This window comes from Mycoplasma sp. AC1221 (assembly GCF_054353815.1).
The window spans coordinates 1-16,790 of the sequence record NZ_JBTHHH010000023.1 but is presented as its reverse complement, the minus strand read 5'-3'; the positions used below and the strand labels follow the sequence as shown (position 1 = coordinate 16,790).

17 protein-coding genes are annotated in these 16,790 nt (G+C 26.7%); 11 read left to right on the top strand and 6 right to left on the bottom strand.

Annotated features, from left to right (window positions below; translation table 4 throughout):
- The coding region (locus tag ACXYRK_RS03930) for a hypothetical protein (protein WP_458618220.1) at nt 1–961 on the bottom strand (961 nt) is incomplete at its 3' end.
- A gap of 258 nt (nt 962–1,219) precedes the next feature.
- Here ACXYRK_RS03930 and ACXYRK_RS03925 point away from each other — a divergent pair.
- The 10 genes from ACXYRK_RS03925 to gap all read left to right on the top strand — a co-directional run bounded on the left by ACXYRK_RS03925 (nt 1,220) and on the right by gap (nt 14,090).
- Nucleotides 1,220–2,407, top strand: coding sequence for a phosphoglycerate kinase (locus ACXYRK_RS03925; protein ID WP_458618218.1), 1,188 nt, complete (start codon nt 1,220–1,222; stop codon nt 2,405–2,407).
- 186 nt (nt 2,408–2,593) lie between these two features.
- Nucleotides 2,594–3,193 carry a hypothetical protein gene (locus tag ACXYRK_RS03920; protein WP_458618216.1) on the top strand — a complete coding sequence of 200 codons (600 nt, stop codon included), beginning with the start codon at nt 2,594–2,596 and terminating at the stop codon, nt 3,191–3,193.
- Nucleotides 3,194–3,293: 100 nt separating this feature from the next.
- Nucleotides 3,294–3,764 (top strand): hypothetical protein, encoded by a 471-nt coding sequence (locus ACXYRK_RS03915; RefSeq protein WP_458607781.1) that lies wholly within the window; start codon nt 3,294–3,296, stop codon nt 3,762–3,764.
- A 55-nt stretch (nt 3,765–3,819) separates the two neighbouring features.
- Entirely contained in the window at nt 3,820–5,430 is a 1,611-nt protein-coding gene (locus ACXYRK_RS03910) for a site-specific DNA-methyltransferase (RefSeq protein ID WP_458618213.1), read from the top strand.
- 127 nt (nt 5,431–5,557) lie between these two features.
- Nucleotides 5,558–7,282 carry a site-specific DNA-methyltransferase gene (locus ACXYRK_RS03905; RefSeq protein WP_458618211.1) on the top strand — a complete coding sequence of 575 codons (1,725 nt, stop codon included), beginning with the start codon at nt 5,558–5,560 and terminating at the stop codon, nt 7,280–7,282.
- A gap of 72 nt (nt 7,283–7,354) precedes the next feature.
- Nucleotides 7,355–8,950, top strand: a complete 1,596-nt coding sequence (locus ACXYRK_RS03900; RefSeq protein ID WP_458618208.1) for a site-specific DNA-methyltransferase — start codon at nt 7,355–7,357, stop codon at nt 8,948–8,950.
- 26 nt (nt 8,951–8,976) lie between these two features.
- Nucleotides 8,977–9,105, top strand: a complete 129-nt coding sequence (locus tag ACXYRK_RS03895; protein WP_435129165.1) for a hypothetical protein — start codon at nt 8,977–8,979, stop codon at nt 9,103–9,105.
- A gap of 95 nt (nt 9,106–9,200) precedes the next feature.
- Nucleotides 9,201–11,648, top strand: a complete 2,448-nt coding sequence (locus ACXYRK_RS03890; protein ID WP_458618205.1) for a DEAD/DEAH box helicase family protein — start codon at nt 9,201–9,203, stop codon at nt 11,646–11,648.
- A gap of 139 nt (nt 11,649–11,787) precedes the next feature.
- Nucleotides 11,788–12,867 carry a hypothetical protein gene (locus ACXYRK_RS03885; protein WP_458618203.1) on the top strand — a complete coding sequence of 360 codons (1,080 nt, stop codon included), beginning with the start codon at nt 11,788–11,790 and terminating at the stop codon, nt 12,865–12,867.
- A gap of 227 nt (nt 12,868–13,094) precedes the next feature.
- Nucleotides 13,095–14,090: a type I glyceraldehyde-3-phosphate dehydrogenase gene (gene gap / locus ACXYRK_RS03880; protein WP_458618200.1), complete on the top strand. Its 996-nt coding sequence runs from the start codon at nt 13,095–13,097 to the stop codon at nt 14,088–14,090.
- A 37-nt stretch (nt 14,091–14,127) separates the two neighbouring features.
- Here gap and ACXYRK_RS03875 read toward each other — a convergent pair whose 3' ends face one another.
- The gene (locus tag ACXYRK_RS03875) at nt 14,128–14,544 is read right to left on the bottom strand and encodes a Dps family protein (RefSeq protein ID WP_458598184.1); all 417 of its coding nucleotides are present in this window, start codon (nt 14,542–14,544) and stop codon (nt 14,128–14,130) included.
- Between the two features lie 99 nt (nt 14,545–14,643).
- Between ACXYRK_RS03875 and ACXYRK_RS03870 the strand changes: the two genes are divergently transcribed.
- The gene (locus tag ACXYRK_RS03870; protein ID WP_458618198.1) at nt 14,644–15,069 is read left to right on the top strand and encodes a hypothetical protein; all 426 of its coding nucleotides are present in this window, start codon (nt 14,644–14,646) and stop codon (nt 15,067–15,069) included.
- A 106-nt stretch (nt 15,070–15,175) separates the two neighbouring features.
- Here ACXYRK_RS03870 and ACXYRK_RS03865 read toward each other — a convergent pair whose 3' ends face one another.
- Genes ACXYRK_RS03865 through ACXYRK_RS03850 form a run of 4 tightly spaced genes read right to left on the bottom strand, consistent with a single transcriptional unit; the run spans nt 15,176 to nt 16,595 of the window.
- On the bottom strand, nt 15,176–15,412 hold the full coding sequence (locus tag ACXYRK_RS03865; RefSeq protein ID WP_458618196.1) for a hypothetical protein: 237 nt from the start codon (nt 15,410–15,412) through the stop codon (nt 15,176–15,178).
- A 20-nt stretch (nt 15,413–15,432) separates the two neighbouring features.
- Nucleotides 15,433–15,657, bottom strand: coding sequence for a hypothetical protein (locus tag ACXYRK_RS03860; RefSeq protein ID WP_435129143.1), 225 nt, complete (start codon nt 15,655–15,657; stop codon nt 15,433–15,435).
- Nucleotides 15,657–16,409 carry a hypothetical protein gene (locus ACXYRK_RS03855; protein ID WP_458618193.1) on the bottom strand — a complete coding sequence of 251 codons (753 nt, stop codon included), beginning with the start codon at nt 16,407–16,409 and terminating at the stop codon, nt 15,657–15,659. Before ACXYRK_RS03855 ends, ACXYRK_RS03860 begins: the two co-directional genes overlap by 1 nt.
- Before the next feature lie 57 nt (nt 16,410–16,466).
- Nucleotides 16,467–16,595, bottom strand: coding sequence for a hypothetical protein (locus ACXYRK_RS03850; protein ID WP_458618191.1), 129 nt, complete (start codon nt 16,593–16,595; stop codon nt 16,467–16,469).
- Between the last annotated feature and the right edge of the window lie 195 nt (nt 16,596–16,790).

Sequence of the window (16,790 nt, the reverse complement as noted above, 5' to 3'; positions counted from 1 at the left end):
GATCTAAAACGATAGAATTTTCATCTATCCCTATTGCTTCAGCCATAAAGTCGGTGATATGTGATGGTGTAAAAGCTTGATTCTTATCCTCTTTTTGTACATATTTATTAAATGTAGTAAAAAATAAATTTAATAAATCTTCGCCTGTATTTGTATTTTCATTTATAAAAGGTATAATGCCATCATTTACTTTATTTAAAATATTTTGCAAGTGTTGAAAATCTAAACTTGTTAAGTCTTGTTCATCTAATATTTTGGATAAAATATTAATCTTCTCTGTCTTATTTTTATTATCTTTTAATTTTTGTTCTATTATCTCTTTAAAATGTCTTAGAAGAATTTCAGTATTATTAGACCTTTTAATTTCACTTTCTAAATCAAAATTTTCTGAATTTAGTGCCATTAAAGCGGACCCGATAAATTGTGCTCTTATACTCTCTTTAATATTATATTTATGCATTAAATCATTTAATTCGATTGTGTTTTTAATTATTTCGTTTTTATTATTCTTTTTATTTGAAAAATCACTAATATATTCATATATTTTTTTATTATAATCAAATTTATTAAATGTAGTTTCTTTATTATTCTTTTTATCATAAACCTTTACAAAAGCAGATTCTGGATTTTTTAAATTAAATAAAACTGCTATAACATTATTATTTGGTCTATAAATTCTTTCTAATGCATAATATTCTTCTAATTGTTCGTAATCCTCTTTTTTAAATTTTCTTAATTTTGTTTCGATAATTAATGAAATATTTTCAATATGTTCAAATCTTAAATCGACAATGTAGGCACCATTAGATCTCTTTATCTTCTCTTGAATTTCCTTGAATTCTTTTGAATCCTTATCAACAATAGAAATATAAGAAAATTCACCAGCTTCGGTGTTAGTTGTATATTGTTCTTTTCCTATATTATTAATTAAATCATTTCTTTCTAATTTTTTATTTTCCATATTAAAACTCCTCACAATTATTAACTTTTAAAATTATAATTAAGCATATAATACAAGATTATCTATTTTCTTTATTGATACAAAAAGGTAAATAAAATAGTCTTTTTTCTAAGATATTATAATTCTACCATTTTGTCGTTAGTCTTTAAATAAGATTTTATAATTTAATAAAATATCGAAATTCTTTATGTTATTTTTTCAATTGCAACAGAATTTTATTATAATTAAATAAATAATAACTTAGATATAGGAGTATATATGAAAAAAACAATCAATGATGTTGTTTTAAAAGACAAAAAAGTCTTAGTTAGAGTGGATTTTAATGTTCCGTTAAAAGACAGTATTATTTATTCTACTAAAAGAATTACAGCAGCACTACCTACTATTCAAAAAATTATCAGCGATGGTGGTAAAACCATATTATTCTCACACCTTGGAAGAATTAAGTCAAAAGATGAATTAAGAGAAAAATCACTTAGACCAGTATCTGCTGAATTATCTCGTTTATTAAACAAAGGTGTTATCTTTGTCCCTTATACCAAAGGTGAAGTATTAGAAAAAGCTATTAATCAAATGAAACCAGGTGATGTTTTGATGGTTGAAAACACCCGTTTTGAAGATTTAAATGATAGAGCAGAAAGCAAAAACAATCCAGATCTTGGTAAATACTGAGCATCATTAGGAGATGTATTCATTAATGATGCATTCGGAACTGCACATAGATCACATGCATCAAATGTTGGAATATCTAAAAATATCAGCGAATCTGCATTAGGATATTTAATGGAAAAAGAAGTAACATCCCTTAAAAAAGTATTGAACAAACCAGAACATCCATTTGTTGCTATTATAGGTGGAGCTAAAGTATCAGATAAAATCCAAGTTCTTGAAAACTTAATTCAAAGAGTTGACAAAATGGTTATTGCTGGTGGTATGGCATATACATTTTTAAAGGCTACTGGTTATGCAATTGGTGAATCATTAGTAGAAAACGATTTTGTTGCTCTTGCTAAGGATTTCTTAGTTAAATACAAAGATAAAGTTGTTTTACCTGTTGATCATGCAGTTGCGAAGGAATTTAAAGATGTTACACCAGAATTCCATGCCGGGGGAATCAAAGATGGATATATGGGATTAGATATCGGTCCTAAATCTTTAGAATTAGTTAAACAAACTCTTCAGGGAGCGAAGACTGTTGTATGAAACGGCCCTGTTGGTGTTGCTGAATTTGAAAACTTCCGTAATGGGACATTTACCGTATGTAAAGCAATAGCAGAACTAAAAGATTGCTACTCAGTTGTAGGTGGTGGTGATTCAGTTGCTGCTGTAGAAAAACTTGGAATGTCAGATAAATTCTCACATGTATCAACTGGTGGTGGAGCAAGTTTAGAATTATTGCAAGGACTTCAACTACCTGGAGTTACTGCTATCCAAGATAAAAAATAGAAATTTTGTTTCGTTTATACATCTATGTATAAACGATTTTTTATATATTCTTAATAATGTGAAAATATTAAATTCATATTCCATAAATAAATAAAAATCCACAAATTTTTTGTGGTTTCTGTTTTTTTTTTTTTTTTTGCTTTATCATATTATAAAGTTAAATTAAAAATCAAACAAGAAGGAAAAATGACAGAAAAAACAAGATTATTATTTAGATTAAACCTTGCTACCTTAATATTAACCTCAATTACAATGCTATTTTGGATTATAACAACTGCATCAGTGTTATTATTAATTATAAACTATGGTTGATTTGGATTTAATGGGATTATTTTACTTGGTTCATCTATAACATATACTATATTTACGATATTAAATTTATTTGTATATTTAACAATTATTAGTTTGTTGATATCTATTTTTGCAATAACCTTACAAGAAAGCGAAAGGGATGAAGCCATAGCAAGAACTAAAAACTTTGCTATTTCAAATTTTGCTTTAATTCTTGGTGCTCAGCTTGTTTCGTGAATACCTGTTGTATCGTTAATTGGATTAATTATCCAAATTGTTATTACTGTTTTATTAGCGATATCTATTGCAAGATTGAAGAATAATGAAAGTTCAATAAATACAAAATTCGAACAATATAGTTATTCGGACAACAGATTTTCCGGCTATGCTAATAACACATCATTTGACCAAAGTTATAACACACAATCTAATAGTAATAATTCATATTCCAAGAATAGTGTTAATTTTGATAAATTCATTCAAAAGAAAGATTAATAAAATTTCCAATAATACCATTTAAATATAACACTAGGATTAAATCCTAGTGTTATTATATTTACATATATTCATTTATAATATGTAAAGTTAGGAATATATGAGACAAAGAAAATTATTATTTAATTTAGCAATTGCATCATTTGTTTTAAGCTTAGTATGTATGGCATTGTGAGCATTTACATCTTATTTCACATTATCATGAAATTTTGTACCATATAAAGGATCAATAGAGTTTAATTTTTCATCTTTGCTGATTTCTTCAAATTTCTATGCTATTATCATTTTTAGTCTACCAGAAATTCTTGCATCATTAATATATATCAGTATAACAATAATGATTATTATAATGCTTGTAATATCAATGAAGTTATTTAAAAACCAAATAATAAGTAAATCAATTTTAAGACTTTGTATAAGTATATTTTCTTTAATAATACTAGCCTTTCCTTTTGCTTGGGTTCCTGTGATAAGCACTTTTTCCTTAGCAATTCATGTTGTAATAACAGTGTTATTAGTTGTAATATTTGTAAAGGTAAAAATAGAAAGTAATAGAAATGTTATTTATTAAACAATTACCAATCAATATGTAGTAAAATATTTACATATATTTTATAAGGAGAATTATGAACAAAGAAATAAATACATCTGATGAAACTTTAACACAGTTGCAAGAAAAATATTTAAAGGAAATAGATAGAATTTCTTCTAAGGAATTAAACACAGATCAAAAAAGATGGGCAGCGCAGATAATCAAAAGATTTAATGATAATGAATTAGAATACATTTTTCAATTTATCGCTCAAAGAATAAAAATCGGGTTTCGTTTCGATGTTGCTCCCGAGAGCAACAACCAAAGCATTGCTTTGCTTAAAAAGAACGAAAAATTATCTTTTAAATTTAAAGATTCTAAATCAACAGATAATTGTTTGATCATTGGTGAAAACTATGATGCTTTAAAGAATTTAATAGTAATTGAGAGAGAGAGAGAGAGAGAGGGACTTACATATAATTACGATGTAATTTATATCGATCCTCCTTATAACACTGAAAGTTCTTTAAATGATGGTAATAAATTAGCAAATGATAAAGAAAATGTCGCTGCAAAAAGATTTATTTACCGTGATAAATACACCCGAAACGGGTGATTAAATATGATGAATGAAAGATTGAAATTAGCTAAAAAACTTCTCAAAGATGATGGAGTAATTTTTGTTTCAATCGATGATAATGAGCAGGCATATTTAAAAGTTTTAATGGATGAAATATTTGGAGAAGAGAATTTTGTAAGTTGTTTTATATGGCAAAAGAAATCTGGTGGTGGATTAAACTCAATTTTTTATGAAGGTCATGAATATATATTGGTTTATACAAAAAATATTAAAAATATTTCTCTTTCTGCTGAAAACAACACTCTTAGTGGTTTTAGAAAATATAGAAATAAAAACGGTGATGATATTTATATAAATGATGATATTATAAGAAATCAATTTGGTAAAAAAGATGGGACTTATAAGCATAGAAATAAAGCATATGAAGATTTATCACCAAAACAGAAAGAAGAATGAGATAAGCTTATTGATGATGTTAATTTTATGCTGGTACCTTTTAAAAAATTTCCTGGTAAGCATTTAGTCGCTAAAATATTTAATAACGAAAGAAAAGCTCCATATAGTATTATAAAACTACCATATACATTTATATCTGGTATATGAACAAAAGATGGTAACAATGATATAAGTGAAGTTAATTTAAAATTCCCAACACCAAAACCAATAGAATTAATAAAATATTTAATTTCATTAATTAATAAATCTAATTCTAGAATCCTAGACTTTTATGCTGGTTCCGGAACAACAGGTCATGCTGTTTTGGAACTAAATAAAAGCGATGGTGGTAATCGTTCTTATATACTAGTTACAAATAACGAAAATAATATTGCTATTGATGTAAATTATGAACGTTTATATAGAATAAATAAAGGTGTTGGAACAAAAGGTGAAAGTTTTGAATGAGTAAAGAATGAACCATATCAATCTAATTTAAATGTTTTTGAAATAGAACATATCGATATTAACCCAAACACAAAGCAAGATACTAAAGAAATTATTGAAAAACTTCTTGATGTATTAAAAGATTTTGGAATAAATAATCTTAATATAAACAACGAATCAGATGAAAAGAATTTATTAAATGATTTACTTGCTTTAAACCCACAAAATATAACAAACAAGTAATAAATTTTATCTTAGTTATTTTATAATCTTTAATTTGAAATTTAATTCGCAAAATAATCCATATATTCATCTCTTTAATCGTTTGTTAAATAATATGTAGTAAAATATTTAAATATTAAGGAGAATTATGAAAGCAGATATAAATTTAACACCATTACAACAAAAATATTTAGATGAAGTTAATAGAATTTCATCTAAACAACTAAATGCTGATCAAAAGAATTTAGCAATAGAAATTATTAAGAAATTTGATGAGAGTCGACTAGAATATGTTTTCCAATTCATTGCTCAAAGAATCAAAATCGGATTTCGCTTTGATGCAGCACCTGAATCTAATACTCAAAGTATTGCTTTACTAAAAAGAAATGAAGAATTATCCTTTGATTTTAAAGAATCAAAGACAAAGGATAACACCCTAATCATAGGTGAAAACTATGATGCTTTAAAGAATTTAATAGTAATTGAGAGAGAGAGAGAGAGAGCGGGACTTGAATATAATTACGATGTAATCTATATTGATCCTCCTTATAACACTGAAAGTTCTTATGAAGATGGGAACGGAATTGCAAACGACAAAGAAAATATTGCCGCAAATACCAAAGACTACCGTGATAAATATGCAAGAAACGGTTGATTAAACTTACTAAATGAAAGATTATGATTAGCAAAGAAACTACTTAAAGAAGATGGGGTTATCTTTGTTTCAATCGATGATAATGAACAAGCGTATTTAAAAGTTTTGATGGACGAAATATATGGTGAAGAAAATTTTATTGCTAATATAAACTGAGTTAAAAAGCACGGACCGGGTGGTAACACCACTTTTAACTATTCGATTGTTAAAAACACTGAATATATCTTAGTTTATGCTAAGAACATCAATAAGAAAATTTTTAATTTCATCAAACACAACGATGAAGAACTTAAAAAACTAGGATATACTAGGAAAGATGAGTATTTTGAAGAAAGAGGCTATTATAAATTAACAGATCTGCATCACCCTTCTTCAACAGGTAGTTTTCAATATGCTAAATCCCTTGATTATTTAGTAACTGCTCCAGATGGTAGCGAATTTTCTTTATACAGCAATATGATCAAACCACAATCTGCGTGCTATACTTGAGGGTATCAAACTTATTTAAAAGGTAGAGAACTAGGATTTATTGAATGTGTCAAAAATCCACAAGGATATTGAGTTGCTAAACGTAAACAATATCAATATGTTAAGTTCAATCCTAAAACATATGAAATTGTTAAAACTGAAGCAGGTAAACCGTTTGAAAATATCATTGATGATTTTTATTCCTCAAATGGTGGTGAAGATATGAAAAGTATTTTATCTGATAAAAATGCTTTTGCTTTTCCGAAACCTACTAATTTAATTAAGTTTCTAATAAATTTAGCTACTGGTGATAAAAACATCCGTGTCCTAGACTTCTTTGCTGGTTCAGGGACCACAGGACACGCTGTTTTGGATTTAAATAGAGGAGACGATGGCAACAGAACATATACATTAGTAACTAATGATCAAAATAATATAAATATGGTTAATTATGAGCGTTTGTATCGAATCAACAATGGAAAAGGAACAAAAGGTGAAAAATTTGATTGAATCGAGAAAACTAAAAACAAACCATACAATACAAATTTAAATGTCTACAACATTGAATATGTGGATGTTTCACCTAATTCTAAGGTTGAAACAAATGTGATACTCGAAAATCTAGTTAAGATGTTAAATAATTTTGGTATATCAAATTATGATGTTACAAATGAGAGTAATATAAAAAACTTGCTTAATTCACTTCTTTCATTAAATCCACAACAATCACAACTAAAAGATGAACAATAAATAGGTTTATAAAGCACTATAATTGTTCATCTGAATAATATGTAGTAAAATATTTACATATTAAGGAGAATTATGAAAGCAGATATAAATTTAACACCATTACAACAAAAATATTTAGATGAAGTTAATAGAATTTCATCTAAACAACTAAATGCTGATCAAAAAAATTTAGCGATAGAAATAATTAAGAAATTTGATGAGAGTCGACTAGAATATGTTTTCCAGTTCATTGCTCAAAGAATCAAAATCGGATTTCGCTTTGATGCAGCACCAGAATCTAATACTCAAAGTATTGCTTTACTAAAAAGAAATGAAGAATTATCCTTTGATTTTGAAGAATCAAAAACAAAGGATAACACCTTAATCATAGGTGAAAACTATGATGCTTTAAAGAATTTAATAGTAATTGAGAGAGAGAGAGAGAGAGCGGGACTTGAATATAATTACGATGTAATCTATATTGATCCTCCTTATAACACTGAAAGTTCTTATGAAGATGGGAACGGAATTGCAAACGACAAAGAAAATATTGCCGCAAATACCAAAGACTACCGTGATAAATATGCAAGAAACGGTTGATTAAACTTACTAAATGAAAGATTAAGATTAGCAAAGAAACTACTTAAAGAAGATGGGGTTATCTTTGTTTCAATCGATGATAATGAACAAGCGTATTTAAAAGTTTTGATGGACGAAATATATGGTGAAGAAAATTTTGTCGCTAATTTTATTTGAGAAAAAAATTATTCACCAAAGAATAATAATAAGTTTGTTTCCGTTAATCACGATTATATTTTATGTTATGCTAAGAATAAAGAAGAGTTAAAAAAATTTAATAGATTAAAAAGAAATGAAAAAATTAATTCGCGTTACAAAGGTAAAGACGAAATAGGATTTTATAAACTTACAGATTTAACTAAAAACTCAAAAAATAAATTTGATATCCACTGAAATAATAAAACTTATAAGTGTCCTGAAAATTCAGGTTGACTATTTAATAAAGAAAAAATATATGAACTTATAAAAGAAAACAGAATTGTTTTACCTGATGATGAAAATAAAAGACCAACATTAAAAAGATACTTGAATGAAGTTTCAGATCTTATTTCAAAAACTATATTGAACTTTGAAGTAGTGGGACATACTCACGAATCAAAAAACGAAATTAATGAAATTTTATATAAAAATGCTTTTGATACACCTAAACCTGTAAGGTTAATAAAATATTTAATAAAACTTGTTGAAAAAAGCGGCAATTCGCGCGTTCTAGACTTCTTTGCTGGTTCCGGAACCACAGGTCATGCTGTTTTAGATTTAAACAGAGAAGATGGTGGTAATAGAACATATACACTTGTAACTAATAATCAAAATGAAATAGCAAAAAGTGTTAATTATGAACGTTTATATCGAATCAACAATGGTGTCTCTACAGATAATCAAACTTTTGAATGAATCAACAAAAACAAACCTTATAAAACCAATTTAAATGTCTACGATATTGAATATATGGATGTTTCACCTGATACTAAGGATGAAACAGATAACATAATTAAAAAACTTATACAATTACTAAAAGATTTTGGTATACCTAATTTAGATATAAATAATCAAAATCATATAAAGAATTTATTAAATGATTTACTTTCTTTAAATCCACAAGAAAGATAAAGCATAAACAATACAAGGAGTCAAAAATGATTAAAGCATACAAAACAACCGAACTAAAAAATATTTTAGATAAAGAATTATTAACTAACGGAATCGATAGTGAAATGTTTTGATTAGCATATGAATATTCTAATTTAGAAAAAATGGTAAGCTAACTGAATATTTGATAATACAAGATAATAAATTTATCCCTTTAAATGAAGAAGAATATCAACAAATTACAAAAACCAAAGAAAATTAAAGGAGAATAATGGAACTAACTAATTCACAAACAGAAGTTGTTAGCGAACTCACTTCTTATGCTATTTCAAGTTTAGAAAGCAATACAGTTGATTATCAAATTTTTAAAGCACCTACAGGTTCTGGTAAAACTTTTATGATTTTAAATTTTATCGATCATCTTGTTGAGTGATCAAAAGATAACCCTGATGAAAAATTAGTATTTTATATAAATACACTCTCAACTGCTTGTTTACCTCAACAACTTGAAAAGAGTTTTAATAATTACAAACAATACATCAAAAACAAAGACTTGGTAATCAAACGACTTAAATCCCCTTCTGCTAAAGCAAAAACTAAAAAGACCGAACAAACATTTGAGTTTTTTGCTGAAGAAAACAATGTTTTTATTGCTGGTAGTTCATCATTTACAGCCAAAAGTCTTTATACCATCTACGGAGCAGTAGATAAGTTTTTAGATCAAATTAGAAACAATAAATACAAACTTATCTACATCCGCGATGAAGCACACCACGGAGGAGATGCAGACATTAAAATCCGCGAATCTGAAGAAGAAAAGAATTATGAAGCCAAAATGCAATCAGCTGCCGCATTTGTGGTAAAAATGAGTGCTTCACCTAAGAGTGGTGAAAACTTAGTGGAACTTGAACATCAAAGTTTACAAAATGATAATATACAACTTTTAAAAACTAAAAAGAACTATAATGTCAACATTAGTAGTTTAGATGTTTTAGATGATGAAATCATTTTAAGAAAAGCTTGTGAAAAGTTTAAAGAAATCAAACAAAAATACAATGATAACATCAATCAACCCCACCTCATCGGAATCAATGCAGCGATGCTAATTCAAGTTAATAACGATAGCAAAGACAAAGAAAAAAGTGCAAAATTTAATCAAAACATCGATATGATTATCAAAGTATTAGAAGAAAATAACTTAAAATGAGTTAAATATTTTGATAACACTAAATCTGATTGTTTTACTGTAATAGATTCTAATATTAGATTAGCAGGTGGTGATACACTTTTTGATATCTCTAGAAATAATTCACCAGTTGATGTTATCATTTTCAAAATTGGACCCGCAACAGGATGGAATATTCCTAGAGCTTGTATGTTAGTGCAACTGCGTAATGTGTATTCAGGGACACTAAATACACAAACATTAGGAAGAATTAAAAGAAATCCTGTTCCTGTTGACAACTTACCAGCAAACAGTGCTGCATTAGAATACTATATTTATAGTAATGTAGACATTAAAGATCAACAATACCAAAAACTTGTTCTTAAGGATAAATATAAAAACAAAACCTTTATCTCTGGGCATATAGAAAACTTTGTTAAATGAAATGAAGTTGATGAAAATGAATATCAAAAACAAGCTATCGATGAGATAAATAAGTTTTTAGTTGATGATTTTACAAAAGAATATCAAAATATACTAAATGAATTTAAGCAAAATAAATTTATTGTAGCTGAAAAAAGAGATTATGGTGATGGACACTTTGTTACATATAAGGTTAAAAATTTAATTGAAATTGAAATTTTTAACCTAAAAGAACTCAAAAAACATAAAGATTATTTAAATGAAAACATTAAAAAACACATCAATAATTTCTTTACTGAAAATAAACTTAATCAGCAAATCAATCACACAATGCTGTGATATCTATTTATTCAAATTAAATTACCAGTTTTTGTTAATTTAAAGAAAAGTTTAAAGAAACAAAAAAATGAACAAAATAACTTAGTTTTTGCTGTTGATGACAAATCAACATTAGAAGAGCGCATCCAAATCTTACAAGATGAGCGAACCCAAGAGATTTTTAATAATAATTATGCATATAAAAAAGAAAAACTTGATGCAAATCAAAAGGATTCAAATAAATTAGAACTTGTTTATGATTCAGTACCTGAGAAAATTTTTATCGAGAAGTTAAATGCTTGAGATAATAAACACTCTAAAGCAAAATCTGATAATAAAAATAATGTAGAAATTATGTTTACTAAAAACATTCCTTTTAAAGGAATTGGTTTTGAATACATCGCAGATCAGGAACTAAGAACATCTTTTGTTGATTTTATCATTAAATACAACAATCACGAAATACATATTGAAGTAAAAGCATTAAATCAAAATAACAGCACAACAAATGCTCCAGCAAAAACAGAATACATCAAAAATGCTTATAAAGAATATGTAGAAGCATACCAAAAACAAAAGACTAAAGAAAACAATAAGCACTTTAGTTTAATTATTGCTTATGTATCAACAGATCCTAAGAATCCTATTTATTTCAAAGGTCACAGTGATATTTATTCATTAAATAAAAAACTTAATGAATCAAAAGATCCAAAAGGTATTCCGATAGTTTTAGACACACTTTTAGAATGACCTGCTGATTCAAATGAACAAGATGTTGTGAATAATACACAGCATAATAATCAAGCTGCATAATGTATTTTTATCTCTTTTTCATTGAATATGAAAATATACAAATTTTATTCCACAAATAAACAGAAAATTGCCCACATTTTTGGCTTTCTGTTTTTTTTTTTTTTTTTGTTCTATCATTAAGAAAGAAAGGAACTAAACTATGCCAAGAAAATTAACCCTGTTTAAAATGAACTTATCAACTTTGGTGTTAAGTTCAGTAACTATGTTATTTTGATTAATAACAACTATTTTAATTTTTACACGAGTAAATGCATATGGTAGAGTTTCATATAACCCTGAATATGTCATTACAAGCAATATAATATATGCAGTATTTAAAATTATGAACATCTTTATATATTTATCAGTTATAGCAATGTTGATATCAATTTTTGCAATTACATTGCAAGATGCTAAAAAAGATGAAACAATAGCAAAAACAAGAGCTTTTGCTATATCAAATTTTGCTTTGATTCTTATTGCACAACTTGTGTCTTGATTACCAACAGGTATATCAATTATCGGATTGTTTATTCAGGTTCCTATTACAGTTTTATTAGGTATATCAATGGTTAAATTAAAACCAGCAAAAGTGAAAGCACAAACACAAGAAATTATAAAAGAGGAAAAAGTTTTACAACAACCTAAGATAGAAAGTGCATTGGTTTCTAATATAATTTCAAATGACAAGAAAGAAACATCTAATTTAAAAGTCATTAAATCCTTAAATATATCTGCATTATTTTTTGTAACATTGTATTTAGTAATTTTAATTATTAATTTATTAATTGATACTTTTCTTTCTTCTCCTTATTTATATGATGTGTATGTGGTGAAATATTGATTTAATGTATTAAATTATGTTTTTATTATAACTGCATTTCTTATTAGCATATTTTTATTTGTTAAAATTACAATAATAAATAAATCTGAATTAACAAAAAAACTTAAATCTTTCTTTTTATTAGTGGTATTAATGATTCTTTTTGTATTAGTATTATCTCCGTTTAATTTAAATCTACTAATGAATATTAGTGCCTTTTCAAATTGGCACCGAAAAAGTTACCCAAATTGAAGTATCAATAGTTTCGATGTACCTAAAGAAACACCAATATATTTTACAAATTTATGAATAATCACATTACTTGTTGTCGTAATTATTTTACTTTCATACACACAAAATTATTTAAATAAAGAATATAAAAAGTTGTATATAAATTCAATAATAAATTGAATATAAGATAAAATTATAATCTAATTCTTCGAAATTCAACTCACTTTTATAAAAAATATTTGTAAGAGAATTTAACAAGTTATCTAAATTATCTAAATATAATAAAATGGCAACAATAACAACTATTTCCCACCATCCTCATCAATCCATCATATCTATATATTTATATTTTTTATTTTAAAAAAAGTTTATAATATGCAAGATATACATTTTAATTAACAGAAAGGTAAAATATGAAAAAAGTAGCAATTAACGGATTCGGAAGAATTGGTAGATTATTTTTCCGTAGATTATTAGAACAAAATTCAAACTTAGAAGTTGTTGCAGTTAACGATCTTACAGATTCAAAAACCCTAGCACACTTATTAAAATACGATACAGCATTTGGTAAATTAGGTGTTGAAGTAGTAGCTAAAGATGGTGCTATCGTTGTCGATGGGAAAGAAATTAAAGTATTCGCAGAAAGAGATCCTGAAAATCTTCCATGAGGTGAACTTGGAATTGATGTAGTTATTGAATCAACTGGATTCTTTACTAAAAGAGATGGTGCTTCAAAACACTTAAAAGCGGGTGCTAAAAAAGTTGTTGTTTCTGCACCATCAGAAAAAGATGTTAAAACTATTGTATTTAATGTAAACCACAATGAATTAACAAGTGATGATACACTTATCTCTGCAGCATCATGTACAACAAACTCATTAGCACCTATGGTTAAAGTTTTAGTCGATAACTTTGGTATTAAATCTGGATTTATGACTACTATCCATGCATACACAGGAGATCAAAGACTTCAAGATGCTCCACATAGAGACTTACGTAGAGCTCGTGCAGCAGCAGCAAATATGGTTCCTACTTCAACAGGAGCAGCAAAAGCAATTGGTTTAGTAGTTAAAGAAGCAGCAGGAAAATTAGACGGTTCAGCAATTCGTGTACCATTAATTACAGGTTCATTAGTAGACTTAACTGTTTTATTAGAAAAACAACCTACAGTTGAAGAAATTAATGCAGCAATGAAAGCAGCAGAATCAGAAAGTTTCAGATATGAAACCGATGAAATTGTTTCTTCTGATATTATTAAAGAAACACATGGATCAGTATTTGATTCAAAATTAACTTCAATCAAAGAATCGCCAGAAGGTAACTTATATAAACTCTTCTCATGATATGACAATGAAATGTCATATGTATCACAACTTGTTAGAACAGTTATTTACTTTGCTAACTTATAATAAGCATAATAAAATCCGGTTCCCCGGATTTTTTATACTATTTTGACATCGCATCAAATTGTCATAATCATTTATCTAATGATAATAGCACTTCATCAAAAATAGGTTGAACTCTAGCACTTCATTCAAAACTTTCAGCAAGTTGTAAAAGTATTTTTAAATCATTCACAAGCACTTTAAGAGCTTGTTTATAATCAAAGATTTGTGAAGTTAATTCAGTGATTTTAGAAGCTTCTAGCACTTCTGTATAACTTCCTAAAGCGACTTCACCTTTCATAACAACTTTTTCAGCAATCTCATCTACAAAATTTAAAACATCATCTTTTAATTTATCACTTTGTGCATGAATTTCAAAGAATTCTAATCCTTTAATGTTTCAGTGGATGTTATTAATTTTTTGATAAAACACTTGTAAGCTTGCTTGCATTTCTTTTAATTTTTGTATTTCATTCATATTTCCTCCTTGATTTATTTTACCATATTCATATGATATACAAATCTTTACTATTACAACATACCATAGAAGATGGTATAATTTAAAAAAGGAGAAAAAGTGAAATTTAAAGCAAAGTTTTTTGTTACTAGTGGACTGGTTGCATCAATTACTCCTGTAGCAATTGTTGCATCTTGCAGCAGCGAAAATAAGCAAACTCTAACTACTTCATTTACAAAACTTTATATCAATCAATGACAAGAAGTTAAAAATAAATCAGTAAAAACAAAAACTCAGTTTGAAATTGAAAAAGCTGTTGATAAAATTATTTTAAATCAGGATTCTCAGTTATTACAAAAAGTAAACAAATTGATGATAAATACCTATAAATTGCTTCCTGTAATTAATACTGAAATAAATTCGGGTTCATTTGATTATACTAAGAGTTTTAAAGTAGGTGATGCTAGTTCGTACAAGGATGTTTTAAATCTTTTAAAAGAAATGATGCAGAAAGCAGAAGATATCATTTTAGACAATGAAAATTAAACATCTAGTTTCTAGATGTTTTTATAAAATTGATACAAGTTCATTACTAAAATTCGAAATATCTTTCATCTTTGAAATAGATAAGGTTAATTTGTAATTAACCTTATTATCAGGATTCATTTCTACTAATTTTTTTTAATTTACCATCGATATTTATTCAGTGACCACGTTGTTCTTTTTGATGGATGTATTTAAAACTAGTCTTTGGGATAATACGATAATAAGCATTGGTTAAAGAAAACCCGATGCATATTAAATAATCATAATTATAATTCGGATTTAATCCACTGAATTGAAAGGTCTGATTTTTACTACCTAATCTTGCCGATTTAATTTCCAGCAAGATTTTTCTTGGTTTTTCAATTACAATATCATATTCATTATGAATGCTTTTTCATTTTTTGATGCATCAAAATCTATATTAAGTTTTTTAAGAATTTGTTTAACAAACTCTTCACCAATGCTACCAATTGCATTTCCTTCGAACTCAATAATCTTTCAAAAAATATTTTCTGTATTCTTTTTATCCAAACCTAATCGATGATATTTATCTTCAATAATTTTTAGTAATAAATTATTTATATCCATTAAAACTCCATTTCAAAGCCATTATCTAACAGTAAATCATAAATATGGCTTTTACCAATATGTCTACATGAATTTGTAGCAAGCGAACTATATTTATTTCAGTCTGCATTGATTAAAATGTTTTTAAGATTATCTGCTATTTTTGCATCAGATGTTTTTATCTTAATTGCTACCCCACTACCATATTTAACATCATTAAAGTCATATACAACTGAATTTCTCTTAAAAAATGTCGATGCAAGATAAAAATCAGCTTTCTCTTCAAAAATCCAGCGCTTACCACATTCACGATTTTTAGCAGTAGATACTGTATATATATCTAAATACTTACTAAAAGGGTTCTTTTTACCTAATGAATACCAATTAAAAGTATTTAATTTATCATTTATATGATTTTTCGATCATATTTGAAATACACACTTAACATCTACATCAGAGTTATCAGAAGTATAAAAAGAATTCTTAGGTAACTGTTCACTATAGATTAAATTTAAACCTTTTACACGATATCGTACACTACCTTTTCCTTTGCTATCAAAAAACATTGGTAATATGAAGCAAACAAAATCTGCATCCTTGGAATAATTTATAAACTCTAGAGCCAAAACTCCACGATGTCCAAATGGGGGATTACCAATAACTATAAATGGTTTATTAGGAAGTTGATATTTTAAGTAATTACTTTTTATAACATCACTTCTTTTTGGGTCTAAATCTATACCAATTCTTTTATTAATTGGTAATAAATCCAAAAAACACCCTTCACCTGTACTAGGTTCAATTCAAAGATATTTGTTTATATCTTCATATTATGAAATAATTTCTCTTGTTTTATGATAAAGACTTTGGGCAATATTATGTTTAGTAAAATATTGATCTAGTTTGTTTTTGCGATTTATCAACATAGATTTACCATTAACATATTTTAATTTTTCCATTTATCCCTCTTTTATGATGCATTATATACATAAAAATATTAATAATAAGAATTATATTATATATAAAAGTTTGATTAAATAAGTTGTTCAAGTTTATACTATATTTATGTATAAAATTTGTGTTTGCTAATGTGCAAAAACTAAACATGGACACTTTTGTGGTACTAAAAATGTGTTTTGTTAAAAATTGAATTC